Genomic DNA, 24,273 nt, shown 5'->3' with positions numbered 1-24,273 from the left:
GGCGTAAGTTCAATCAGCCCTTGTTTTTCTTGAACACCGGCTCAAGCTCACACATTTCAGCATACTCGGCAATTTCCTGTTTGAATTCCTGCACATGAGGGCAATCCCAGATAGCCAGGATTTTCTTCCTGGCAACATATGCAGGAACCACCGTGCCGTTTTCGTCCCGATTCCGGTCCGGCAGCGGTTCCAGGAGATACGGGAAAATCTGCGGGCGTCGGCAGGTGACCGGCCGCTGATCGTATATGACACAACCCCCTGAGGTTCGGTCCAGATGAGGACAGGCAGTCTCTTTGGGAAGGATGATGCTCCAGCCGGTTTTCCAGTGGTAGAGAGCCTGCGGATTTTTATAAAAAGGGATGTTGTCCGGAGAAAACGGCGGTTCCGTCAGTGCCGACAGGTTTCGGCTTTCTGCAGTATCAATACACGGAAGATCGAAAAGATTTATTTCATCCGCAGCCAGAGGGATCTCAAAAAAGTCCTGCTGCATTTCGTTGCTCGGGCCAACACAGCAGAGATCGCACCGGCAGGGCCCGCAGAGCTGGCTGTTTATCGTTTCAAGTTCTCGGGTGATGATCTGCTGGCCAACCATCAGGGAGATTGCCTCGAAAACATCCTCCTGCTCATATTGTTCATTCAAGATTATCCATGGGACCTTTTCAGCCTTTTTGAGCATTTCAAAATTTTTGAGAATCGGCAGGTAGGGGCGCAGGATTTCTCCTGGAGCCGGGTATACGGCGCTAACTGTTTCAACCGGTTCGGTTAATTCATCCAGAACCGAGTCAACGGAAGTTGAAGGCAGGGCCAGGTAAAGAAATTGCACAATCCTGGCAATGGGCAGTATCGGGTGCTTCAGAAGATCAACGCCCTGGGAAGCTGAAGATGATTTTTCTGTAACCATCGCTGTCTCATTTCCTTGACCGGGAAGTCAGGCGGTATTACTATGCAGTGGATGTGGCAAACGATGGCGTGAAACTCATTGCATCGTCCTGTTCGCATAGCAATTCATCCCAGAGTCTGGGGACTTTTTGAAATTCGGACTGAAAAATATTTAAACTACTAATAATAAACTGTCAATAACCTATGGAAGAATTTCAGGAACAATCTTTAACCGAGCATCTGGCAGAACTGCGAAGCTGTCTGCTTATTTCTCTTGCTGCTGCCGGAGTGGGTTTTTCCATTGCTTATTATTATGTTGAGAAAATCGGCCACTGGTTCCTGAAGCCGCTTTACGAAGTTCTCCCGGAAAACTCCTCCCTGATCTTTACCTCGTATCAGGGCGCCTTTTTTTTTACCTGAAATTAGCCCTGGTTGCAGGGATTCTATTGGCAAGCCCGGTAATTTTTTATCAAATCTGGCGTTTTGTGGCCCCCGGGCTGTATCACCATGAAAAGCGCCTGGCGATCCCTTTTGCGTTGCTTTCGGCACTATGTTTTCTTGGTGGCACGGCCTTCGGTTATCTGGTTGTTTTTCCACCCGCCTTCAGTTTTCTCATGAGCTATTCCTCAGACATCCTGAGTCCGATGCCCACTGTTGCCGAGTATTTTTCGCTCAGCCTCAAGCTGCTCATCGCTTTCGGGGTGATCTTTGAGCTTCCGGTCTTCATGGTTTTGCTGGCGCGGCTGGGAATCGTCAATGCGTCATTCCTCAACAAGCAGCGGAAATATGCGATCCTTTCAGCGTTTGTAATCGCTGCAATCCTCACCCCCACCCCGGATATTGTCAATCAGTTGATGATGGCCGTGCCGCTTATCGTGCTGTATGAGATCAGCATTGTCGGCGTCTGGCTGTTCGGCGGGAAGAAATCGTCTCAGGACGATCTTCATGGAAACGAACTGGGTGGCAAGTGAAAAGGCGTTTGTCTTTTCCACAAATAAACTAGTTATCATGAAACCCACCACCTCAGATGGTGGACCCGGAAAGATTCTACCGATCCGGCGAAAAATCAGTTTTTTTGAAATCGCAGAATATCGAACAGAAAAGCGTAGACTCCGAGGAATGTCGAAGTGAACAACATGAAGTTCAAAGAAGAAGACCCTTCATGAAGAAAGTTCGCTCCTCGAAACGATGAAGGCCTGGAAGTATCTGGAGGGACTATCCTTCGTCATTCGCTATTGTGCGGTTCGATTTCGATATTCAAATCTGTAGTAGTTAGGCCCCCTTTTAAGGGGCTACCTGAGATCTTCAGCTACGCTGGAGGAAACTCACTCTTTGGCAGTCCATAAAATGTATTTCTACAGCGTCATACTCAAAGGCCGCATTTCCCCGTTCTGATCACCAACAGAAAACCTCATTAACTGTCTGACAGTGGTTTGTCTGGACCATTCAATACATCCATCTTTGAAAAACTGATTAATCAGGCGCATCCAATAAAGCTCAGATATGGTCAAGCCCAAAGGGAATGAACGCGTCAAGATAATGACACATTTTGCCGCCGAACCTTTGAAAAGAGGGAAAAATTTTCTCTATATAAAGGGTCTATAATACACGAATTTTTATAACGCATTGTTTTCGTTGCATTATTTTTTTGTGAATCCGCGGCATGTAAATTGCTCCATAATTTATGGATCAGAAAGTAATGATGCCTTGTCTGAAGCGCACACCCATGGAGAATAGCCATTAATTATGCTTCAGTGCTTATTAAACTGGAAGAAGTTTCCGATAAGTTATGCACTGATAAGTTTTTGTTTATGGGGTGAATTCGGTTGTGATGCATGATAACGGCAGGAAATTATATGGAGAATGTTCCAGGAAGAGAAGCTTTGCCAGGTGAAATTGGATGAGAACAATAGCCTTTGTGCCTGCACGATGCGGCAGCAAATCAATACCCCTTAAAAATATTAAGTCGTTCTGTGGAAAGCCGTTAATTTACTGGGTCCTCAAAGCATTGGACGGCGTTGATAGAGTTGATGAGACCCATGTTGCAACTGACTGTGAAGAAATCAAGGCAATGGTGAAAGGGTTCGGTTTTTCCAAGACAAAGATATACATGCGCGAGCCGGAAAACGCCCAGGACCATTCCTCAACGGAAAGCGTGATTCTCGAGTTTCTGGAAAATCAGCACACCGAAGATGATTGCACCTTCCTGCTAGTCCAGGCAACCTGTCCATTGACGCAAAGCAGCGATTTCATAAATGCTCTGGAAATTTATAGGAACAGAAAGGCGGATTCTCTTCTTTCTTGCGCGCGAGTGAAGATATTTCTTTGGAGTAGAGAAGGGAAGCCATTGAACTATGATTACAATAATCGGCCTCGCCGACAGGAAATTCAGGGTGAATTAATGGAAAATGGGGCATTTTATATAACAAGCGTAGGGAATGTCAGGAAAAACAGGAATCGTCTTTCCGGGAATATATCAATATATGAAATGCCTGAGTATACTGCAATTGATATTGACGATGAAGATGATTGGCTTGTCGCAGAAATGTTGATGAATAAGTATATACTGAAAAATGGTGTTGAATGAATTTCAATTCACACGTATTACAGATCGGGGTTAATCAATGATTGATATTCATTTTTATATGAAAGTCTATGATTTAAAGAAAAAGATCATGAACGGTGAAAGGTTTGACCGGGAATATGTCTTTAATAAGCTTGAGGAATGCAGAAGAACGGCGCCGGTAGTATATAATATCGAAACAACAAACGCCTGTAATATGCGCTGCCAGATGTGCCCCCGAACAACAATGATGACCCGGAAGGTTGAACGGCTCGGGACTGGGGTGTTTGAGAAAATCATCGAGGAATTCGAGCCTTTTTCCGCAGCGGAATGGGAGGAATGGCAGCGCTTCGTTGAAAAGAGTTACCACATAGACCGCAACGACATGAGTGAAAATCATTATTTTCTCCATGTCATTCCAAAGGTCATACAGTTGCACGGCTATGGCGATCCGCTGCTGGATACGGAGATGCCGAACCGCATCAAGCAGCTGTCGGCACGGGGTTTCACCTCGTACTTCAGTTGCAACCCGGCAAATATCGATGTGGAAAAAAACATTGAGATGTTCAAAAACGGTCTTGGCTATATCAAGTATTCCATCGAAAGCGTTGATGATTTCCTCCATAAAAAAATCCGGGGAGACGCCTCGAATTTCGAGGCAAGTTTCCAGAAAATCAAACAGATGCTTGCAGCCAAGAAAAAGTACGATCTGGGCACAACCATCGTCATCACCATGCTTGACCTGAAGCGCGACGACCAGGAAGAGGAGTTTGCAAAACTCCGTCAGGCCTTTGAACGGCTGGATGTCTATATTTATATGAAAAGCCAGGACCAGCAATGGTACCAGGGCAAAGATGAGGGGACCAACTCCCTGCACTGGACGGAATTCTGCCAGTTCCCCTGGTCGTCCATGACCATCAAGTCAAACGGTGAGGCGGCCATGTGCGTCGAGGATTTCAACAATGAGATCATCCTGGGCGATACGAGAAAGGAAACCTTAACCGAGATCTGGAACGGTGAAAAATACGGGCAATTTCGTCGAGCGCAGTTTGACTTGAAAAAAGGGATTAAATGCACTGAGCAGTGCGACATGAAGCTGGTGGGCGGCATGTGCCTGTGATTTCCCGCCGGGCGGGTTGAAAAGGAACTATGACAAACGGATTATTTTCCATCAAGGATAAGGTCATACTGGTCACCGGTGCTTTCGGCCTTGTGGGCCGGGAGATCACCGCAAGCTTTCTTGCGCATGGCGCCAGGGTCATCGTTGCCGGGCATAATCCGGCGCAGGTGAAGGATGTTGGCAATGAATTGGCTGAAAACTTTGATTCTGATTCTTTTCTGGTGTGTGCCCTGGATGTCACTGCCGCCGAAAGTATAGAAAAATGCCTGTCCTCGGGGCTCTCCAGGTTTGGGTCAATGGATGTGCTGGTCAACAACGCCGCGATAAACGCCAAATTCGACAAGGGGGTTGTGGACAAAAATTATTTCAGTCGATTTGAAAATTATCCGATAGAGCTGTTGAGAAGGTCTGTTGAAGTCAATCTTGTAGGCGCGGTGCAGATGGCGCAGGCAGCATGCAGGCAGATGCTGAAACAGGGACAGGGCAATATCATTAATGTCGCCTCATCTTACTCCCTCATTGCCCCGAACCAGCAGCTTTACGATTTCGGTGAGGATGATGTGCAGTTCAAGCCCGTTGATTACGTTGCCAGTAAATCCTTCATGCCGAATTTTACGCGGTATCTGGCAACATTTTATGCAAAGGATAACATCCGCTGCAATGCCATTGCCCCCCATGGAATATTTAACGATCATGACGATAAATTCGTTCACAATTTTGCACAGTTGTCACCCATGGGCCGGATGTGTGAAAAGTCGGAGATCAGCGGGCCGTTCATCTTTCTGGCCTCGGAGGCCTCAAGTTATATGACCGGCACGGTGGTTGTGGTGGACGGCGGCTGGACAGCATGGTAGCAGGGCGATTCATTCCCATGGTTTTCATGGAGGAAAAGGATGATCATTGATAAGAATTTTGCCGATTATATAGTTTTTTCGGAAGACTGTATCTCGCGGGCCTTGAAAAAGATCGGCCGCAATCAGCACCGGTTTATCATTGCTGTGAGTCAATCGGGGAATCTCGAAGGGATCATGACGGATGGCGATTTCCGGCGCTGGGTCATGCAGCAGGAGGACATCAGCCTGTCGCAGAAGGTCGAGAAAGCGATAAACCGGCAATGCGAATACGCCTATATCACTGATTCGCCGGACGCCATAAAAAAACGGCTGAGTGCAAAGATCGAGGTTATTCCCCTGGTGGACAGACAGCATCGGCTGGTTGCCCTTGCCAGGAAAAGAGAGCCAAATTTATTCCTCGGCGATTTTAAATTAACCGAAGATTCGCCGGTTTTCGTGATCGCCGAGATCGGCAATAATCATAACGGCAGTCTGGCAAATGCCAGAAAACTCATTGACCAGGCCATCCAGGCGGGGGCCGACTGCGTCAAGTTTCAGATGCGCGACATGGACTCGCTTTACAAGAATAATGGTTGCGCAGATGATGAGAGCGCCGATCTCGGCGCGCAGTACACCCTTGATCTCCTCTCCAGATTTCAATTGAGCCGGGACGACCTGTTTGAGGCCTTTGATTATTGCAAGGTCAAAGGGGTCATGCCGTTATGCACCCCCTTTGACCAGGTCAGTCTCGAATATCTTGAGACATACGGCATGCCGGCCTACAAGCTGGCATCGGCTGACCTGACGAATCATGACCTGCTGCGGGCCATGGCTGAAACCGGCAAGCCGCTGATCTGTTCCACCGGCATGTCCACTGAAACGGAAATCATCAAAGGGGTGGAGATTTTAAAGAAATACGGGGCGCAGTTTGTGCTGCTCTTGTGCAATTCCACCTATCCCGCGCCGTTTAAAGACGTGCATTTGAACTATCTGGACAGGCTCAAGGAAATCGGCGGATGCTATGTCGGCTACTCGGGTCATGAGCGGGGTATCTCCATTCCCATTGCCGCGGTGAGTCGCGGCGCCAAGGTAATTGAAAAGCATTTCACACTGGATTGCGATCAGGAAGGAAATGATCATAAGGTCAGTCTGCTGCCGGATGAATTCGGCGAAATGGTCAAATGCATCAGGGAAGTGGAGCAGGCACTCGGCACGAAAGAGGAACGGGTGGTCTCCCAGGGTGAGATGATGAACCGGGAGGTTCTGGGTAAAAGCCTGATAATAAACTGTGATCTGCCCAAAGGGGAGATCATTACTCCGGATATGGTGGAGGTGAAAAGCCCTGGCAACGGCCTGTCGCCCTACCGCAAAGGAGAGCTTGCCGGCACTCGAGCAAAGCATGATTTCAAGGCGGGCGATTTCTTTTTTCCCTCGGATCTTTCTCCAGACCATATCGCGCCGCGCAACTACGACTTCGGCCGGCCCATGGGTATTCCCGTCAGGTATCATGATGTCCATGAGATGCTGGGGCTCAGTAACTTTGATCTGCTGGAATTCCACCTGAGCTACAAGGATATGCTGATCAATATTCACGAGGTGTTTACCCAGCCATTTGAGGTGGATTTTGTCGTCCACAGTCCCGAGCTTTTTGCCGGCGACCATATTCTGGATCTCTGTTCATTTGACGAGGCGTACCGGCGCCGTTCCATTGTCGAGCTGCAGAAGGTCATTGATCTTACCCGCGAATTGAAGCAGTATTTCCCCAAAACAACAAGGCCGCTGATCATCGTCAATATCGGCGGTGCCACCCAGCATGCGCACCTGCAACCGAAACAGCGGCAGAAATACTATGAGAAATTTGCCAAAAGCCTTGCCGAACTGGATATGGCCGGGGTGGAAATCATCCCCCAGACCATGCCGCCTTTCCCTTGGCATTTCGGTGGTCAGCGCTATCAGAATTTATTCATGGATCCCTATGAAACCGCCGAGTTCTGTGCAAAACACAAGATGCGGGTGTGTCTTGACATATCCCATTCAAAACTTGCCTGTAACCATTTTAAATGGTCGTTTACCGAGTTTATCGAAATCGTCGGGCCGTATACGGCGCACCTGCATATCGTTGACGCCCAGGGCCTTGACAGTGAAGGACTGCAGATCGGTGACGGCGACATCGATTTCTTCTCTCTGGCAAGGGATCTCGGGGTTTTTGCGCCGGACGCATCATTCATCCCGGAGATCTGGCAGGGTCATAAAAACCACGGAGAAGGTTTCTGGGTTGCCCTTGACCGTCTGGAACAGTGGTTCAAGTCGGAGTATATTAAGAGGCATGCCGCCTAAGTCTGCAGATTCGGGCTGACCGGCAGGTGAATCATCCGGGCTGCCCAGAATAAATTATCCGTAAGAAATTGTTTTTTTCAATGAAGGAGTGCTTATGAAATCAACGGGAAAGGTGCTGTTCATAATCCATGATGTGTACCAGGAAGATAACCAGTTTCCCTTGGGCGTTGCCTATATGGCAGCCATGTTGAGAAACAGCGGCGCCGAGGTGACGGTGTGCTGTCAGGATATTTTTCATTATTCCAATGAGGAGCTTGCCGAAAAATATCTCAAGAGTCAGGAGTATGATCTCATCGGTATCGGCTTTCTGGCTGCGCGCTTCAAGGAAACCGTGGTCTCGCTTTGTGAGACGGTTCACAAATATAAGAAGGGGGCGAGGATTATTTTCGGCGGCCATGGCCCATCGTCGGAACCGGAGTATGTTCTGAAGAATACCCTCGGGGATCTTGTCGCCATCGGCGAAGCCGAACAAACCATCGTCGAAGTGCTGCAGTTGATAGTTGCAGGGCGGGATTTTCAGGATGTGAAAGGCATCGCCTATAAGGACGAAACCGGCGAGGTGCATATCAACGAGCGGCGGAAACCCATCATGCGGGTGGATGAAATTCCCTTTCCGGCATGGGACCTTTTTCCCATGGATATATACACCACCAATATGCAGTACCATCTCCAGGATGAGGATGAAAAAGCCATCCAGATCCTCACCGGCCGGGGCTGTGTCAATCGCTGTACCTTCTGTTACCGCATGGAGAAAGGGGTTCGCTTCAGAAGCATCGACAATGTGTTGACCGAGATGAAACAACTTTATGAGGGCTATGGCGTGACCTATTTCGCCATCCAGGACGAAGTGTTTATCGCCTCGGTGGCCAGGCTGCGGGAATTTGTCCAAGGCCTCAAGCGGTTCGGCCTGCTCAACCGGATCAAATACAATATCAATGCCGGCATCCGGGCCAATATCGCCACTGACGAGTTGGCAACATTATTGAAGAATTCCGGCTGCTGCTATGTGAATGTCGGGTTTGAATCGGTCACCCAGGAATGTCTTGACGATTTCAAGAAGAACACCACGGTCACCGATAATTTCACAACGGCGAAGCTCATGAAGAAGCACGGTGTTCCCATGGGAATCAACTTTATCTGGGGGATTATGAGCGATACCGCCGAGACCCTTCAAAAGAGCGTGGCGTTTATCAAGGAGTTCCAGAGTTATAACGAGTTGCGCACCATCCGGCCGATTACGCCGTTTCCCGGCTGTGAACTGTATGACTACGCCATCAGCAAGGGCCTGCTGGCGGGTCCTGAGGATTTTTTTAATAAATTCAAGAATTCTGACCTGCTCACGGTGAACTACACCAGTATCCCTGATCAGGAATTCTACACACTGCTCCTAGCGGCAAACAAGGAGCTGATCCTCGATTATTATCAGCATACCAACGGTGATATGGTGCAGGCGCAAAGGATGATCGACAACTTTGAAAATCTCTATTTCAAGGGTGAGGTGAAGTTCCGGGGCGCGCGGCATTTCGAAAGTAAGAAATTCAAAAAAGCGGTATAAGCGCTGTCGGACTGCGCTTCGAATTGATGATAATGTCTGCTCAACAGGAATGCTACCTCTGCAGGGAAACCGATTTTTCATACAGGCCCGGCAGCGTCCGTGACAATCCCGCCCTGAAGGTCTGCCAGTGCAGCGGCTGCGGACTGGTTTACCTTTCCTCCTTTGCTCACGCTGAAAAGGATTTTTATGAAGAATCCGGCATGCACGGCGAGGCGCCTCTGGATGTAGCCAAATGGATGGCCAACACCGCGGCGGACGATGAACGGCGTTTTCATTTTCTCGAACCGCATCTTTCAGGGAAAAGCCTCCTTGATTTCGGCTGCGGAACCGGCGGTTTCCTCCTCAAGGCGCGGAAAACGGCCCGCGAAGTTCACGGCGTCGAACTGGAAAAACGGCTGCAATCCCATTTCCTGAAAAACCGCCTGACGGTGTTTGAAAATATCGAGGATCTGCGGGAGAGGCAAGGAGCCGGCCGCTATGATCTGATTACCCTGTTCCACGTTCTGGAACACCTTCCGGATCCTAAATCCATGCTGCAGTCCCTGGGAACCCTTCTTGCCGATTCCGGTGAGATCATCATCGAGGTTCCCCATGCCGATGACGCCCTTCTGACCCTCTACGAATGCGAGCCTTTTTCGCATTTTACCTACTGGAGCTGTCATCTCTTCCTTTTTACGGTGAGCACCCTGGAAATGCTTGTACGGCAGGCCGGTTTAAAGCCGAACTACATAAGGCAGGTGCAGCGTTACCCGGTGAGTAATCATCTGTACTGGCTGGCCAGGGGAAAGCCCGGCGGGCATATGGTATGGAATTTTCTGGACTCTCCTGAGCTGCAGACCGCATATGCGAAGCAACTGGCTGAAATGGGAAAATGCGATACCCTGGTTATGAGTGTGTCCAGATGATTGTCTAAGCCCCATCATTCAAGCCAAAAAAAATCCCCGCAGGCATCGGCCCTCCGGGGATTTTTGTATGGATCGAGAGCGATCAGTGCACCTGGGGCGGCGTCGGCAGACCCGCCATCAACTTCTCCTTTAACGCCAGGTAGGCGGCCTTGGCTGCTTCCGGCTGGTTCATGGCGACGTAGCAATCACCGATTTTTTTGAGCAGTCCGGTATTTTCCGGCCAGGCCATGAAGCATTTTTCGTAGGCGAAGATCGCCTCGTCGAATTGCGCGGACTGATAGAGGTTGTCGCCGATTTTTTCCCAGAACCCGGCGTATGATTTGTCAATCGCAACAGCTTTTTCCAGGTGTTTTATGCCTTGCTGGAATTCACCGAGGCCAAACAGGATGCTGGCGACATTGTGGTGGACTGACGCATCATCCGGGGTTATCGCAAGAATCCGGCTGTATGAATTGAGAACACCGGCTGTGTCGTCTTCGCTGTGCTGGATAACAATCAATTGCTGGTAAAAGCCGGCAATCTGGCTGGGCAGGAGATTTGCCCGCAGGACATCGTGCTCTTCAATGTCGCGGCACCAGGTTTTAACGAGGTCAATGCAATCCAGATGGGCTGGGGCTTTTGATGGATCCTGGGCCGCCTTTAAACCCTCGCTGGCATGCAACCGGACCACGTCTATAAGAGGCTGGTAATCGGAACAGTAACGCAGGCCCTTGATCAGCATCCTTCGCCGGCTTTTGACGTCGATGATAAAGTTCCTGCCGTATTCACGGTACTCCTCAGCCATCTGTTCCTGAAAGGCCCGGATTTTTTCAGCGTATACAGGGGCGGCTTGAATAGCGGCGCCGAAATGCCGGTCCGCGGCATCGTATTGTACCAGGTGGGCGGCGATAATTCCTCTGTAGAAATGAACCTCGGCCGAGTCCTGCTCTGCCGGGGGAAGGGTTTCAAGGACTTTCTCCAGGAGGACGATATTGCCGGTTTCGTAGTAGTGGCGTGCAAGTTTCATGGAATCCTTCACATGGTCTGTGACGCCTTTGTGAATCCGCTTCAGCAGTCGGTTCTCTGCTCTGTGAAATTCAAGGGTTTCTGAAAAATGTTTTTTGAAAAGGGCCAGTGCCTTGCGGCGCACATCGTTAATTTCTTCATAGCACTCCATGCTGCCAATAAGCCACTGGGAATATTTTTCCGGTTCTCCCTGGATTTTTTTTAAGGCATGCTTTTTCCGTTCGGAGTCGCGGATGCCTGCCAGGGTTAAATCCCGGATGATCTGCCACAGGGTGAGCTCCTTGTCCAGGCTCTGGTGGCAGTCATTGACGGCGATTATTTTTTTCTGCAGATCCGGTGGAAGGGTTTGCGGGGTCAGAGGATTATCCTTGCTTCGTTTCTCCTGCTTAAGCAGTTTGATAGCCTGTTGCGATATGGGGCTGTTTGCCTTGATGGTTTTCTGCACGGAAATTATTTTTTCGAGAAGCTTCTTGTATGCTGCCAGTAACTGTCTGGGGTCCGGGTGCCAGTCCTTACTCTCAGGGGGATGGATCCGGGAATCGATTTCCTGCTCGTGGCGGCAGAAGCGGGCCAGTGATTCCTTGAGGGGCAGAACCTGAGTTCCTTCAATATGAACGCCGCCCTCGGTGGAATTGATGATTTCAAAACCTGCAGCATTACTGATCATTTTTTCAAAATGGAGCCGCATCTCAAAAAAAGACCGGTTGGTCGCTACCTTGCCGCCGTTGACGCCGTCTGACCATATCAGGCCGTTTTCCGAGCCGATGGCCAGGTCCATGGTTTCCTTGTGGGTGAGCGTCGTGTTGTCGGCATGGTCCTTGTTGTCGGTGTAGGCCAGGTCCTGGCCCACAAAGATGATCGGCGAACAGCCAAGGATTGTTGCTGCCTGGAGGTTCAGATGGGCAACTGTCGCTGCGCCGCCGGTGCGGAGATGTCCGCCAAGTAAATCAAGGAGCCACGATTCAATGGGCAGGGCGGTGAAGGTCCAGAATATTTTTTTTGCCGGAAAAACCCTGGCCACTTTGCTTGAAACCCATGGCATGGTGATGATGGAGACGTCTCGGCATTTATCGGCAACATGGGCGAATTTTTCAAAGATCAGATCCTGGGCATCAATGGTGGTGACGAAGTTGGGGGTGACGCCATGGGCCAGAAGGGCAGGGAGGGTGGAATCCACGGCAATGATCACCGCCTTGCCTTGAGCCTCTTTCAATTGATCAATATTTTTGTCCAGCGATGGCCCGCCGGCAACGATAATCGCCGGGATTCCCTTGAATCGATTATGCAGGCGGTCAATGAGGCAGTGATGGTGGATGGTCTTCATGTTCTCAAGGCGGTTGGTGAGGTAGGTCTTGCCGTGATAAATATTGGTGTTGCCCTCAACATTGGCCCGGTTGAATCTTTCAAACAGTTGGTTGTTCAGTTCTTTGTAACCGGTTTCGTGCAGGGCAAAAGATGGCAGATGCCTGAGGGTGTGAATATTCTCAAGCATTAATGCCCGGAAGGCCGGTGTCAGTATCTTGTCGACCTCGGGGGTCGGAGTGACGCTCAGCAGCACCCGGGGGTCGCTGAGCAAATCGGCAAGGTCGATGTGCTGCATTGCCTGGCGGAAGATGCCGGGGTCAAGCTCAAATATGGCAAGGTGGCGGATATGAGGACGTTCATTGATGATCGCCAGGGCGCCATGGCCCAGGCCCATGCCGAGGAGGCCGACAAGGCCCGTGGCCTCTTCCGGAACCTGCGTGAGGAAGTCATCTCCCGCTCCTTTGGGGTTTTCAGCGCTGTGCATGGTGACAGTCTCGCCATCCCGGCCTGTCACCCGGAGGTTGAGTTCTCCTGATGCAGTTTTGTATACCTCGCCAACAGGATCGGGCGGCGATTCAGAAAAAGTTTCCCACTGGGCCGGGTGGTGTTTATGTAATAAGGCCATATTTGATTCAAAAAAATCTGGAAGTCTGTCTTCCATAGCATAATCTCCTTTAGGATTTTTACTTCCGTCAAAAAAACAACAGTGCATCAGTATATATATCGTCAGCTGCGACCTGTTTCTTAAATCTCTTTTCAATAAATCTGTTCAGTTCACAGGGTTTTTAGCCATTGCAGGCAGCCCTGGGCGATATTCTCTCCGGCGGCGTGCCGTACGTATTCTGAAAAACAGCAAGATACATGCCGCGCAACAGAATGATCGGGTAATTTCTTGCAACGCCTGATTTGTTTTTCCAGAGTCGAGTCAGGTTGACGAAAAAATGATCCCATGGGGAAAAAAGACTCAAGTCGTGCCATGAAGTGCCGATATGATAACTGAAGAAGGAGAGAAGGCATAACTCTGTATCCCGGGTTATGTGTTATTCTTTTTATGAAAATTATTTGAATTTAGAAACAGAGGAGGTGATGCCTGGGACTTGCAGAACAAGTGATGTTTAATTTTTACAGGACAAGCAAAAAAGTAATGAAGCGAAAAGGGAAAGGAATCCCGGAAAATCCATCATGGAGGAATTAAATTATGGCATTACGTATTAATACAAACGTGGCAGCGTTAAACGCCCACAAGAATATGATCAAGAATGATGATAATCTCTCAGCCTCGCTGGAAAAATTGTCATCAGGCCTGAGGATCAACAAGGCGGCGGACGATGCTTCCGGTATGGCCATTGCCGACTCCCTGCGGTCACAGGCCCTCGGTCTTGGCCAGGCAATCAGGAACGCCAATGACGCTATTTCCATGGTGCAGACTGCTGATGGTGCTCTTCAGGAGTCCATCAATATCGTTAACACCATAAAAACCAAAGCAGTCCAGGCGTCTCAGGACGGTCAGACCACGGAATCCCGGAAGGCGATTCAGGCTGATATCGACAAGCTGACGGAAGAGCTGGACATTATTGCCAAGACCACAGCATTTAATAATCAGAAACTGTTGTCCGGTAATTTTACCAACAAGAAGTTCCAGGTTGGTGCTTATTCGCAGGAAACGGTAAGTGTTTCCATTGCCTCTGCTGAATCAAGCAAGATAGGTCATGTCAATGCAAGTCGGCTGGATTTTTCAGGGACAGGAACTGCGGAGCTTGCTTTTTACAGCAATCTGCAGGACCAGACCTTCAGCCTGAATGCCATTAGCTTGAGTTATAATAATAACCGGGAAAACAGTCTGGGCGCAGTTAAAGATGCCATCAACAAACTGAGTGATGTTCTTGGGGTTACCGCAGATGCGGTTGTCTCTTCATCCACCACCGGTGCAATAGTGGCAGGGGCCACTGACTCGGATTTCGCCATCAACGGCATCACCATCGGTGCGATCAATGTTGCTGCCAATGACTCCGACGGTTCACTGGTAAAATCCATCAACCAGAAAACTTCTGAGCATGGTGTTATTGCAAGTGTTGACAACGAGGGCGCAATGACCTTGACCTCGGTTGACGGTCGAGCTATCCAGGCGACAAGCACAAGCATCTCCACCGGCAGCACAACCACCGGCGCCAATGCAATCTTTGGTGGCGACAGCCTGTCAACCCTTGGATACATCAATCTGATTCAGACTGGTGCTGCAGAGGTTCAGGTGAGTAACGGCGGGACAAGTGGGCTGGCTGTTACTACGGTAAATAATGTCGAGACCACTGGGAACTCCGCGGCAACAACCGCAGTTTCGACTTTAGCTGCAGGTTCCACCCTTGGTTCAGGAAGTGTTTTGAACTCGGGTACGGCGATCAGCAATAATATAACGGTTGCCGCCTTCACCGCTGGTGCGGGGACAACAATTGCCGGCGCCGGTTCGACGCTGAGATCCGGTACCAGCCTTGCGGCAGGGACTTCGGTTACCTCTGAAATCACCGTTGCCGCTACAGCAATTGCGGCCGGGGATACACTGGTTGCCGCCACCGGATCAATCCTGAATTCCGGGTCGGTAATCGGTTCTGCCACGACGATTAATTCAGTTGCGCTAATCTCTGGCAAGACCCTTGTCGGTGCTGCTACACTGGGCGTCGGTTCTATTCTGCAGTCCGGAACCTCCCTCATTTCCGGGACGGTTATCCAGGGTGACGCAATCGTTGCTGCTGCTACTGCTCAGGTGAATTTCCTTGCTGGTGGCGGTACAATTGCCAGTGGTTCAATTATTCTGGCAACCTCAACCCTGGTTGACGGCACTGTGTTCAACACTGCTGCCGATGCCACCGCAGCCTTGACCCATTTGGCTGCCAGTGCTTCAATTCTCACGGGCGCCGGCATCTGGACCCTGAGTTTTACAGCAGGCACATCGGGCGCCACTACGGGTACCTTTACCCTGGTGGGTGAAATATCCAACGTTCTTGGTGGTACCGACATTTCAACCGGTTCAACACTGAAGGCCGGTTCGTATGCGGTCAATGACGCCATCGTGATCCAGGATATGACCACGACTGACACCATGATCCTGCTCACCGGTTCAATCATTGCCAACCAGTCCACCCTGGGAGCCAATACCGTTGCCAATAATGACGCCTTTACGGTTCACGGTGATTTGCAGTTGACAAACACCATGACCATCCGGGGCGGCAGTACACTCATTACCGGCTCGAGACTTGCCGCACAGTCTGTTGCCGATAACGATGCCCTGGTCCTGGCGGCTAATGCCACCCTGACCGCGGCCATGACTCTGGTCACCGGTACCGTGGTTGTTGCTAATAGTGTTCTTGGTAATGGTTCCAGCGCTTCAAGCAATGATCTTACCTTGACTGCCGACGCCACCCTGACCAATGCCCAGACTCTGGCAATTGGTTCGGTTATTGGAGACGGTTCGTCCCTGGCCACCGGTTCCACCTTTGGTGCAACCCTGACCCTGGCTCAGACTGAAACCGTTGCTGTCGGCACCACCATGAATCTGGCAGCAGGCTCAAGTGCTGCTGCGGGCAGTGTTTTTGCTGCCGGCACCGTTTTGACCAACGCCATTAGCGGCACCGACGGTAACAGTTATGCCATCGGTGACACTCTGGTGTCGGCGGTTACCCTTGCTGGTGCTACCACCATGACTAATGCCCAGGACATCAAGGGCGGCTCTATTCTGACCGCCGGCTCAACCCTGGCCGCCAACACCTCCGGCAGCGGCTCTGCTATCGGTACGGTTGGTTCATCCACCATGACCAGGTTGTCTGAGATCAGTGTTCTGACCCAGGATGGTGCGCAGACTGCTATTTCGGTAGCGGACTCCGCCCTGAAGGATCTTGATAAGGTACGGTCCGATCTTGGTTCCATCCAGAATCAGTTGAACTCAACGGTTGCCAATATTTCGGTCACCAGGGTTAACGTTTTTGCAGCGGAATCTTCAATCCGTGACGTTGACTTTGCCGAAGAGGCAGCCAACTTCTCCAAGATGCAGATCCTGACCCAGGCAAGTTCCTTTGCAATGGCTCAGGCCAATGCCAGCGCTCAAACCGTTCTGGCATTGCTGCAAGGATAAGTTTCTACTGCTGCTGGATTATTTTATCAACTCAACCAAAAGGGGTTGCGGTCTTCGGGCCGCAGCCCCTTTTTTTGGTTTGGCGAGACGGTAAAATTTTCAGGGGAGTGAGCCCAGCGGGGTGGGCTTTTGTGCATTCTTGATAAAAATGCCTGAAAATGGAAATATATCTAAAGTCGGCAGGAGGCGTGGCCGATACGTTTATTGAATACAGGTACAGGAATTCAAGAAGTTTTTCTAACTACAGACAAAAATGTAAGGGGTAGGCTCAATGGTCGGTTCAATTTCCACCCTCGGCGTTGGTTCAGGGCTGGATCTGCAAGGGATTATTGATCAGCTGCGCGAGGTCGACCAGCAGCTCGTCGAGCAGAAAAAGACCGAAATTACTCAGGTTGAAGCGCAGCTTGAGGAGTTTACCGTTGTCAAGAACATGCTCTTTGATATCAAGAGCAAGGCACTTTCCCTTTCCCTTTCTTCCACATTCCTTGGGCGAAGCGCCTCCAGCAGCGATGAGGATGTGATCAGCGTTTCAGTAATAGACGGCACTTCGTTTCAGACCGCGTCCCTTGATGTTGCCCGGCTGGCCTCAAAAAGTTCCTGGGCATCCGGTAACCTGGAGACAACGGATTCGATCATCAATGTGCCGATCAGACAATATTCCGCTGTCGGTCTGGATAATTCCACCGATACCTATATACCGGCCTCATCAAGTATAACCGTGACCTATGGCGGCTCAAGTGTCTTTACCGTGGGTGGCGGCGGTGTCGGCAAAAGTCTCGATGATGTTGTGAGCGAGATTAATGCCGGGTCTCTGGGCGGTAATGTGACTGCCTCTGCCGAGCAGATCGACGGCAAGTATTATCTTCAGGTAATTTCCGATACAACAACCAACAGCGAGAGCAACCGGGTCAAGCTGACCTCCACCGGCACCTTGAGTTTCAGCAGCAGTCCGCCGGTGGCCCTGGAGCATTTTTCAACCACCGGGGTGGCCGATGCCGCAGTTGATACCTTTCTGGCGGCCAATACGAGTTTTGTCGTCAGTTACGGCGCATCTTCCCCCCAGGAGACGATCACCATCTCCGGCGGCGCCACCGGCAAGACCCTGCAGGCGGTGGTCGATGAACTCGACGCCCTCTCCGGCATTGCCGCCCAGGTCAAGACCATCAACGGCACCAGTTACCTGCATATTGAGAGCGAAGAGATCAGTCCCAATGAATCGTATCAGGTTTCAATCAATGCCAGCAACACGGTAATTGATTTTCAGGAAGGCAATCCGGGCGATACCTTTTCCTATGAAATCGACGGTGAAAATTATCTGGTTTATGTCCCCAAAGAGACGACCTTAAGCGGTCTGGTCAGTCTGATTAACGATGACACCAATAATCCCGGGATTTCGGCCTCGGCGGTGAATACCGGCATTTCAAGTAATCCTTATCAGCTGGTTCTGGAAGCGAATACCGAGGGAGAGGATAACCGGATCACCCTCAACGATCTTGACCAGCTTGCCCTGACCATGACCGAAAAACAGGGAGCGGCGGCCGAGTCCCTGAACGCCGGGTTTACCATTAATAAAATTGATTATGAAAGACAGACCAATACCTTCAGTGATGTGCTTTCAGGGGTGACTCTGACCCTGGAAGATACCGGCGCGGCAGTGGTTTCGGTGTCAATGAATACGGATAATCTGACCTCGCTGATTGAGGAAATGGTGGCGAGTTATAACGCCGCAATTCAGGAAATAAAATCCAACACGGGCTATGACCAGGACACCGGCGAATTCGGTATTCTTGCCGGCACTACATTCCGGGACCTGCCTTTTCAGCTGGAATCGCTTATGGTCTTTACAGTTGCCGGCACCGAGGATCTCATCAGCCGGACCCTCAACAGCGATGGCACGGTGACGACCACGGACAGCAACATCAGATCCCTGTTTGATCTCGGTATGGAGTTCAACCGCGATGGAACCATCACCATTGATTCCACGGTGTTGAGCCGGGCGCTTCACAACAACATCGATGCCGTCTCGCGATTTTTCCTGGGCGATACGGAGAATGATGTCACCGGATTTGCCGATCAATTGAATGACTATCTCCGGGGCAGCACTATCGGTACCGGGCTGATCGAGGCGGAGAAAAACGCTGCCCAGGAAAAGATAAGCAATCTTGAAGAAACCATTGAATCTAATATCGCCAGACTTGATAAAAGATATGAACTGATGGCTCAACAGTTTTCCGCGTTGGACCGATATATGAACCAGATGACCTCCATCTCAAATTTTCTCACCAGCCAGTTTGAAAGTCTGAGTTCCCAATGGGGCGGCAGCAAGAAGTGATTGAAAGGAAGATGTGTAGCATCTGAATTTTAAAAAACCGGAGCCTGGGTTGACCCTGTAAAATAATTTTAATGATTATTGAGCAATAACTTCAGGTAAAATAGAGTCAAGAGTAAATATAAGGAGGTATGCGAATGGTTGCAGCACACGCTCAACAGGTGTATCGGCAGACAGCGGCAGTTAATACAGGTATTGATCCGGTCAAACTTATCCATCTGATGTATGAGCGTCTTCTGGTTCATTTCAGGTTGGTGGAAGAAGGGATTGAGTCGAAGAATCCCCAGAAAAGGGGGGAAAATCTTGGCAAGGCCATAGCTATAGTTACTGAGTTGCTTGCATCGATTAATTCTGAGGATGATTCTGACGCGGCGGAGTTTCTCCGGGGCCTGTATGGAGCAATCCTTACAGAGCTTCCGAAGGTGTCTCTGGGGAATGACATCGGTATCCTGCACCAGGCCACCAGATATGTTGAAAGATTGAAAGAGATCTGGGAGCAGACGGCTATGCAGGAAAAGAAGTCTGCAGCAGAAAAGAATGTGGCGTATGATCAAAGCGTCACTGCTGGGAATATCTCAGACCGGAAAAACAAACCAGTGAGCCAGGGAAAGGACGGGAAAAAAACCGGCCTGTCCGTAGCAATATGATTTCCGTGATCTCTACGCAGAAGGATGGCGAAACACTGAAGTCGCAGGTGCTTGAGGCTTTTGAGGCTTTTGCGGCGATGACCGAAAAGCATGGCAGGGCATTAGCGGCCGGGGAGCTTAAATATGTTTCCCATTGGTGTGATGAGCGGGACAAGGCCTTCCGTCTGCTGCAGCAATGTCTTGAGAGATTGGAGGTGGAGCAGGGATATAAGGATCCAGCCTTTGCTGAAATGGTTCGGCAGTGGCTTGGTACGCTTATTGATGAGGAAAAGGTTCTGCATCAACAGGTTTCAGAGAAGCAGGAATTTATCGGAGGGAAGATACGTTCTCTTCGCAGAGGAAAGAAGGTGATAATGGGATACAATCCAGCTTCCGGGCAATCACCCCGGCCGAGATTTTTCAGTAACCGGACATAAGAACTTTATGCGTCTTGTTTTTAATTATAAATACGAGTGGGAATTGCAGGGAGTTTTGCTATATTTAAATGAATTCAAGGAAGAATTTATCATGCTTTACGCAAAAGAAGAACAAGGATGAAAGGAGGTAGCCAATGGTTGATATTAACATGAATACCGAGGCCAAAATTTTTGGCATGCCGACGGCTCCTGCCGTGGAGATGGAAAACAGATCTAAGCCGCAAATCCTGCCGATTAGGGAAAGCAGCGATTCAAGCAAGGCTGAACTGGACGAAAAGGCACTTCGTGGAAAAAAAGATGAGCCGCGCAAGAAAAGTCTGTCGGAAGAACAGGCGTCGGAGATCATTGATGAAGTTCAGCAGCGTCTTGAATCCATGGGAACGCGATTGAATCTGGTTCTCCTCAAGGAACCTGAAAGTGTAGTGGTTCAGGTCACGGACCGGAAAAGTGGAGAATTGATCCGCCAGTTCCCTTCAGAAGAGTTGCTGAATTTAAGGGCAAAACTGGATGATCTGCTTGGGCTTTTGTTGGAAACAGAGGTCTGAGGCACCCGGAAACCTGGTTCTGAATCAGGCACCTGCAGGTGTCTGTATTCTATCTGTACGCAGAGAAGGATATCGCGTAAGTGGTGGTAATACGTCTTCGCATGGTTTTAATCTCTATCGGGTCTAATTCCTCGAGGCGTGCCGCGTATAAATTATTTACCGATTAGAATTTGATACCCTGCGGCTCTGCGGCGGGGCCGTTCATTGAAAAGAAGTCCGCGTCAAGCGGGCTTTTTTTATTTAGTAGCTAATCATTGCAGATAAAGCGTAATAGTCGCGATATAACTATTGCCTCTACAATAATGGTCTTTTTCGCGAATTTCGGCGTCATGCTCAAAAGCCGCCGCCTCCCGATGTTCGCTCAGCTTGCCCGGAGGTAGGCGAACGGAGTGAGACTCTGATATCAGACAGAAGCCTGTGCTTATTTTTTTTGCGGTCCTTGATCTTCAAAAAAAACTCCTTTATGGGCAGACGCCAATTAATGTGTCTCTGTGGTATCCTTTTAATTGTTTTGGAAGTAACTTGTTTCGGCAGATGATTCCAAGACAAGATACTAAAGGTGACAGGGAACAGGGGGTAACGGTTTACAGCCGGTGTTTCCGGTTGAGATATAAGCCCATAAAACTTTTTTCTTGACAATTCCCATATCTATTCGTAGAGTTTTCGGCTGCGGGAAAATGAATGAGGGTTCAGTTATTGTCCAATAATATACTAATAGAAGGAGACGAAAAATGTCAAAATTAGTAGCTCCACATGGTGGAAAAGGTTTGGTATGTTGCAAGCTTCATGGCAGCGCGTTGACAGCAGAGCAGGAAAAAGCTAAGGGTCTTAAGAAAATTAAGATCAGCGCCCGCGCCAAAGGCGACGTAATCATGATGGGAATCGGCGGGTTCAGCCCCCTTGATGGTTTCATGAAGAAAGCTGATTGGAAAAGCGTTTGTGAGAATTTCACCCTGGCTGACGGCACCTTCTGGCCCCTGCCCATCACCCTGGATGTTTCCACCGCTGATGCTGATGGAATCAAGGTTGGTGACGAGATTGCTCTGGAAAACGCCGGTGTCATTTACGCCACCATGAAGGTCAGCGAGAAAGCGGTAATGACCGAAGCTGACAAAAAATGGGAATGTGAAAAAGTATTCAAAGGCCAGGGCGAAGAGTCTGCCGATGATAAATTCTGGAAAATCGCCATGGAAGATCATCCGGGCGTGCAGATGGTTATGGCCCAGAAAGAAGTCAATCTGGCCGGTAAGGTCAAGGTTCTTTCCGAGGGCGAGTATCCCGTCGAGTACAAGGGTGTTTACCTTACTCCGGCAGAGACCCGCGCCATGTTCGAAGAACGCGGCTGGTCTGACGTTGCTGCTCTTCAGCTCCGTAACCCCATGCACCGGTCCCATGAGTTCCTTGCCAAGATCGCCATTGAGGTATGTGACGGCGTTCTGATTCACTCACTGATCGGCAATCTGAAGAAGGGTGATATTCCTGCAGACGTTCGCGTAAAAGCCATCGATTGTCTGGTTGAGAACTACTTTGTAAAAGACAACGTCATTCAGGGCGGTTATCCGCTGGATATGCGTTACGCCGGTCCCCGTGAAGCACTGCTTCATGCCACCTTCCGTCAGAACTACGGTATCACCAAAATGATCATCGGTCGTGACCATGCCGGTGTTGGCGACTTCTACGGCTTGTTTGAAGCGCAGACCATCTTCGACACGATCCCGACTCCTGCCGACCCAGGCAAGGCACTGCAGTGCATGCCGCTGAAGATCGACTGGACCTTCTACTGCCACAAGTGTGACGGTATGGCTTCCCTTAGAACCTGTTGCCACGGTAAAGAAGATCGCGTTATTCTTTCCGGAACCAAACTGCGTAAGGCCCTTTCCGAAGGTACCGTGGTTGTTGATCACTTCGGTCGAGAGGAAGTTCTGGTTATTCTCCGCAAGTACTATGCCGGTCTCACCGAGAAAGTTGCAGTCAAGATGCAGGGCGCAGCTTCCGGTGATGTAATGAAGTAATTTTTGCTTATTGTCTAAGCTCTGTTTATAAAGGAGATGCCTGTGCGGCATCTCCTTTTTTTTTATGAATTGATATGGGGGCTGATACCTGAGTAAAAGGTCTGCTTGAAAGAAATACGCCTGCCCAGATCCAATCCTTCCGTTTCATTTCCTTGCAATTATCAATAATCATCCTATATTGATGAAATCGTAAAAAAGAGTGATTTCATCGAGTTATTGCGTGGTTAACCTGTTGATTCTGTGTGGTGGACCTTTTCCCTCCGCGAACTTTCAGGAGTCCGGCATATATATTGGGTCTGGGCTTTATGCTCAGCTGACCGGAGAAATTCGGTTGTAAAAACAGTTGTCAGAACATTTTGAGGATAATCCATATGAAGCAGATACAGGTCGGCCTCGGAGAGCGGGTTTACCCGATAATTATACAAGAAGGATTGCTGGAGAATATCGCCGAGGATTTACGGGATCGGAACTTTGGCAAGCGATATATTGTGATTGCGGACCAGTATGTGGCGGAATTGTATGCCGACAAATTACTTGGGTCCTTGCGGGATAATGGCCTGCCGGTTGATTTGGTGACCTTCCCCCGTGGCGAGGGCAGTAAGAACCTGCAAACAATCGCGGCACTTTCCAGCCGGCTGGCCCAGCTTGGCGTTGATCGGAAAGACGCGCTCATTGCCCTTGGCGGCGGAGTTACCGGGGACATTACCGGATTTCTGGCGGCGATTTATATGCGCGGCATCCCCTTTGTCCAGGTGCCCACAACTCTACTTGCCCAGGTGGACAGTTCCGTTGGCGGCAAAACCGGGGTGGATATCCCGGAAGGCAAAAATCTTGTGGGCTGTTTTTATCAGCCTCGCGCCGTCTACATCGACAGCAGCGTGCTGAAGACGCTTCCGCGGTCCGAGCTGTTAAACGGTCTTGCCGAGGTTATCAAGTACAGCGTTATCCGGGATAAGGAATTTTTTGAGTTTCTTGCCGTAAACCGCGAAGGGATTCTGCGCCTTGATCTGCAGATTCTTGAAGAGGTCATTTTGAAATGCTGTACCATCAAGGCCCAGGTTGTCGAGGCGGATGAAAGGGAATCCGACCTGCGGCGCATACTTAATTTCGGTCACACGCTGGGACATGCGGTGGAAGGCGCCTCGGATTATTCCATTGATCATGGTCTTGGGGTAGCCATCGGCATGGTTGCGGTCTGTGAAATTGCCGTGGAAAAGGGCCTGCTTTCCAAAGACGATGCAGGGCAGGTAAGAAAGCTCATTGCCGACTTCGGCCTGGCGGTAACAATTCCTGCGCTGCTTGATCGAAAGCGTATCAAGGGGTATCTGAAAACCGATAAAAAAGCGGTCTCCGGCAGGCCTTTTTTTGTGCTGCCCACGGAGATCGGCAAAGTGATAATCTCTGATGATGTTTCTGAAGACCAGATTGATGCGGTGCTTTAGTTGTCATGAAACCCGCCACCTCTGGTGATGGACCCGGAAAGGTTCAACCGATCCGGAGAAAAATCAGTTTTTATTGAAACTGCTGAGGTCATCAGGAATGTCGAATTTCGAAGTGAACAATATGAAGTTCAAAGAAGAAGACCTTTCATGGGGACAGTTCACTCCTCAAAACGATGAAGGTCAAGAGTTATCAGTAGGTATTATCCTTCATCATTCGCTATTCTGCGGTTCGATATTCGATATTCAAATCTGTAGTA

At 49.8% G+C, this 24,273-nt stretch carries 18 protein-coding genes; 15 read left to right on the top strand and 3 right to left on the bottom strand.

The genetic code is table 11. The features are described 5' to 3' along the window. Positions 1-13: 13 nt before the first annotated feature. Entirely contained in the window at positions 14-901 is an 888-nt protein-coding gene (locus KKE17_09710; protein ID MBU1710267.1) for a YkgJ family cysteine cluster protein, read from the bottom strand. A gap of 182 nt (positions 902-1,083) precedes the next feature. Between KKE17_09710 and KKE17_09705 the strand changes: the two genes are divergently transcribed. The 8 genes from KKE17_09705 to KKE17_09670 all read left to right on the top strand — a co-directional run bounded on the left by KKE17_09705 (position 1,084) and on the right by KKE17_09670 (position 10,192). After that, entirely contained in the window at positions 1,084-1,299 is a 216-nt protein-coding gene (locus KKE17_09705) for a twin-arginine translocase subunit TatC (GenBank protein MBU1710266.1), read from the top strand. Next, positions 1,212-1,850, top strand: a complete 639-nt coding sequence (gene tatC, locus KKE17_09700) for a twin-arginine translocase subunit TatC (protein ID MBU1710265.1) — start codon at positions 1,212-1,214, stop codon at positions 1,848-1,850. Before KKE17_09705 ends, tatC begins: the two co-directional genes overlap by 88 nt. A 929-nt stretch (positions 1,851-2,779) precedes the next feature. Then, entirely contained in the window at positions 2,780-3,466 is a 687-nt protein-coding gene (locus KKE17_09695; GenBank protein MBU1710264.1) for an acylneuraminate cytidylyltransferase family protein, read from the top strand. Positions 3,467-3,503: 37 nt separating this feature from the next. Further along, positions 3,504-4,562, top strand: a complete 1,059-nt coding sequence (locus KKE17_09690; GenBank protein ID MBU1710263.1) for an SPASM domain-containing protein — start codon at positions 3,504-3,506, stop codon at positions 4,560-4,562. Between the two features lie 29 nt (positions 4,563-4,591). After that, positions 4,592-5,416, top strand: a complete 825-nt coding sequence (locus KKE17_09685) for an SDR family oxidoreductase (protein ID MBU1710262.1) — start codon at positions 4,592-4,594, stop codon at positions 5,414-5,416. A 39-nt stretch (positions 5,417-5,455) separates the two neighbouring features. Next, positions 5,456-7,732: an N-acetylneuraminate synthase family protein gene (locus tag KKE17_09680; protein ID MBU1710261.1), complete on the top strand. Its 2,277-nt coding sequence runs from the start codon at positions 5,456-5,458 to the stop codon at positions 7,730-7,732. Positions 7,733-7,826: 94 nt separating this feature from the next. After that, the gene (locus KKE17_09675) at positions 7,827-9,287 is read left to right on the top strand and encodes a B12-binding domain-containing radical SAM protein (GenBank protein ID MBU1710260.1); all 1,461 of its coding nucleotides are present in this window, start codon (positions 7,827-7,829) and stop codon (positions 9,285-9,287) included. 32 nt (positions 9,288-9,319) lie between these two features. Further along, the gene (locus tag KKE17_09670) at positions 9,320-10,192 is read left to right on the top strand and encodes a class I SAM-dependent methyltransferase (GenBank protein ID MBU1710259.1); all 873 of its coding nucleotides are present in this window, start codon (positions 9,320-9,322) and stop codon (positions 10,190-10,192) included. Between the two features lie 82 nt (positions 10,193-10,274). Here KKE17_09670 and KKE17_09665 read toward each other — a convergent pair whose 3' ends face one another. Both KKE17_09665 and KKE17_09660 read right to left on the bottom strand, forming a co-directional pair. Beyond that, complete coding sequence (locus KKE17_09665; GenBank protein ID MBU1710258.1) at positions 10,275-13,163, bottom strand: DUF115 domain-containing protein; 2,889 nt, start codon at positions 13,161-13,163, stop codon at positions 10,275-10,277. A gap of 124 nt (positions 13,164-13,287) precedes the next feature. Then, positions 13,288-13,470, bottom strand: a complete 183-nt coding sequence (locus KKE17_09660) for a hypothetical protein (protein MBU1710257.1) — start codon at positions 13,468-13,470, stop codon at positions 13,288-13,290. A 230-nt stretch (positions 13,471-13,700) separates the two neighbouring features. Between KKE17_09660 and KKE17_09655 the strand changes: the two genes are divergently transcribed. From KKE17_09655 to aroB, 7 genes are all read left to right on the top strand, one after another. Then, the gene (locus KKE17_09655) at positions 13,701-16,625 is read left to right on the top strand and encodes a flagellar protein FlaB (protein ID MBU1710256.1); all 2,925 of its coding nucleotides are present in this window, start codon (positions 13,701-13,703) and stop codon (positions 16,623-16,625) included. Between the two features lie 271 nt (positions 16,626-16,896). Further along, positions 16,897-18,957, top strand: a complete 2,061-nt coding sequence (gene fliD, locus KKE17_09650) for a flagellar filament capping protein FliD (protein MBU1710255.1) — start codon at positions 16,897-16,899, stop codon at positions 18,955-18,957. 134 nt (positions 18,958-19,091) lie between these two features. Beyond that, positions 19,092-19,601 (top strand): flagellar export chaperone FliS, encoded by a 510-nt coding sequence (fliS, locus tag KKE17_09645; protein MBU1710254.1) that lies wholly within the window; start codon positions 19,092-19,094, stop codon positions 19,599-19,601. A gap of 5 nt (positions 19,602-19,606) precedes the next feature. After that, entirely contained in the window at positions 19,607-20,017 is a 411-nt protein-coding gene (locus KKE17_09640) for a hypothetical protein (GenBank protein ID MBU1710253.1), read from the top strand. 134 nt (positions 20,018-20,151) lie between these two features. Beyond that, positions 20,152-20,562, top strand: a complete 411-nt coding sequence (locus tag KKE17_09635; GenBank protein ID MBU1710252.1) for a flagellar protein FlaG — start codon at positions 20,152-20,154, stop codon at positions 20,560-20,562. Between the two features lie 731 nt (positions 20,563-21,293). Further along, positions 21,294-22,574 carry a sulfate adenylyltransferase gene (gene sat, locus KKE17_09630; GenBank protein ID MBU1710251.1) on the top strand — a complete coding sequence of 427 codons (1,281 nt, stop codon included), beginning with the start codon at positions 21,294-21,296 and terminating at the stop codon, positions 22,572-22,574. A gap of 371 nt (positions 22,575-22,945) precedes the next feature. Further along, positions 22,946-24,016 carry a 3-dehydroquinate synthase gene (gene aroB / locus KKE17_09625; GenBank protein ID MBU1710250.1) on the top strand — a complete coding sequence of 357 codons (1,071 nt, stop codon included), beginning with the start codon at positions 22,946-22,948 and terminating at the stop codon, positions 24,014-24,016. The last annotated feature ends 257 nt before the right edge of the window (positions 24,017-24,273 follow it).

This window comes from Pseudomonadota bacterium (genome assembly GCA_018823135.1).
Classification (GTDB): domain Bacteria; phylum Desulfobacterota; class Desulfobulbia; order Desulfobulbales; family CALZHT01; genus JAHJJF01.
Note: the sequence above shows the minus strand (reverse complement) of the source record. Positions and strands in the feature narration are given on the sequence as shown.

What these genes read in the sequence shown, in the direction of transcription:
- KKE17_09705 (MBU1710266.1), top strand. Translation starts at nt 1,084, where the DNA reads ATGGAAGAATTTCAGGAACAATCTTTAACCGAGCATCTGGCAGAACTG.
- KKE17_09710 (MBU1710267.1), bottom strand. Translation starts at nt 901, where the DNA reads ATGGTTACAGAAAAATCATCTTCAGCTTCCCAGGGCGTTGATCTTCTG.
- KKE17_09635 (MBU1710252.1), top strand. Translation starts at nt 20,152, where the DNA reads ATGGTTGATATTAACATGAATACCGAGGCCAAAATTTTTGGCATGCCG.
- KKE17_09690 (MBU1710263.1), top strand. Translation starts at nt 3,504, where the DNA reads ATGATTGATATTCATTTTTATATGAAAGTCTATGATTTAAAGAAAAAG.
- KKE17_09655 (MBU1710256.1), top strand. Translation starts at nt 13,701, where the DNA reads ATGGCATTACGTATTAATACAAACGTGGCAGCGTTAAACGCCCACAAG.
- fliS (MBU1710254.1), top strand. Translation starts at nt 19,092, where the DNA reads ATGGTTGCAGCACACGCTCAACAGGTGTATCGGCAGACAGCGGCAGTT.
- KKE17_09675 (MBU1710260.1), top strand. Translation starts at nt 7,827, where the DNA reads ATGAAATCAACGGGAAAGGTGCTGTTCATAATCCATGATGTGTACCAG.
- fliD (MBU1710255.1), top strand. Translation starts at nt 16,897, where the DNA reads ATGGTCGGTTCAATTTCCACCCTCGGCGTTGGTTCAGGGCTGGATCTG.
- KKE17_09665 (MBU1710258.1), bottom strand. Translation starts at nt 13,163, where the DNA reads ATGGAAGACAGACTTCCAGATTTTTTTGAATCAAATATGGCCTTATTA.
- KKE17_09695 (MBU1710264.1), top strand. Translation starts at nt 2,780, where the DNA reads ATGAGAACAATAGCCTTTGTGCCTGCACGATGCGGCAGCAAATCAATA.
- KKE17_09685 (MBU1710262.1), top strand. Translation starts at nt 4,592, where the DNA reads ATGACAAACGGATTATTTTCCATCAAGGATAAGGTCATACTGGTCACC.
- KKE17_09680 (MBU1710261.1), top strand. Translation starts at nt 5,456, where the DNA reads ATGATCATTGATAAGAATTTTGCCGATTATATAGTTTTTTCGGAAGAC.
- sat (MBU1710251.1), top strand. Translation starts at nt 21,294, where the DNA reads ATGTCAAAATTAGTAGCTCCACATGGTGGAAAAGGTTTGGTATGTTGC.
- KKE17_09670 (MBU1710259.1), top strand. Translation starts at nt 9,320, where the DNA reads ATGTCTGCTCAACAGGAATGCTACCTCTGCAGGGAAACCGATTTTTCA.
- aroB (MBU1710250.1), top strand. Translation starts at nt 22,946, where the DNA reads ATGAAGCAGATACAGGTCGGCCTCGGAGAGCGGGTTTACCCGATAATT.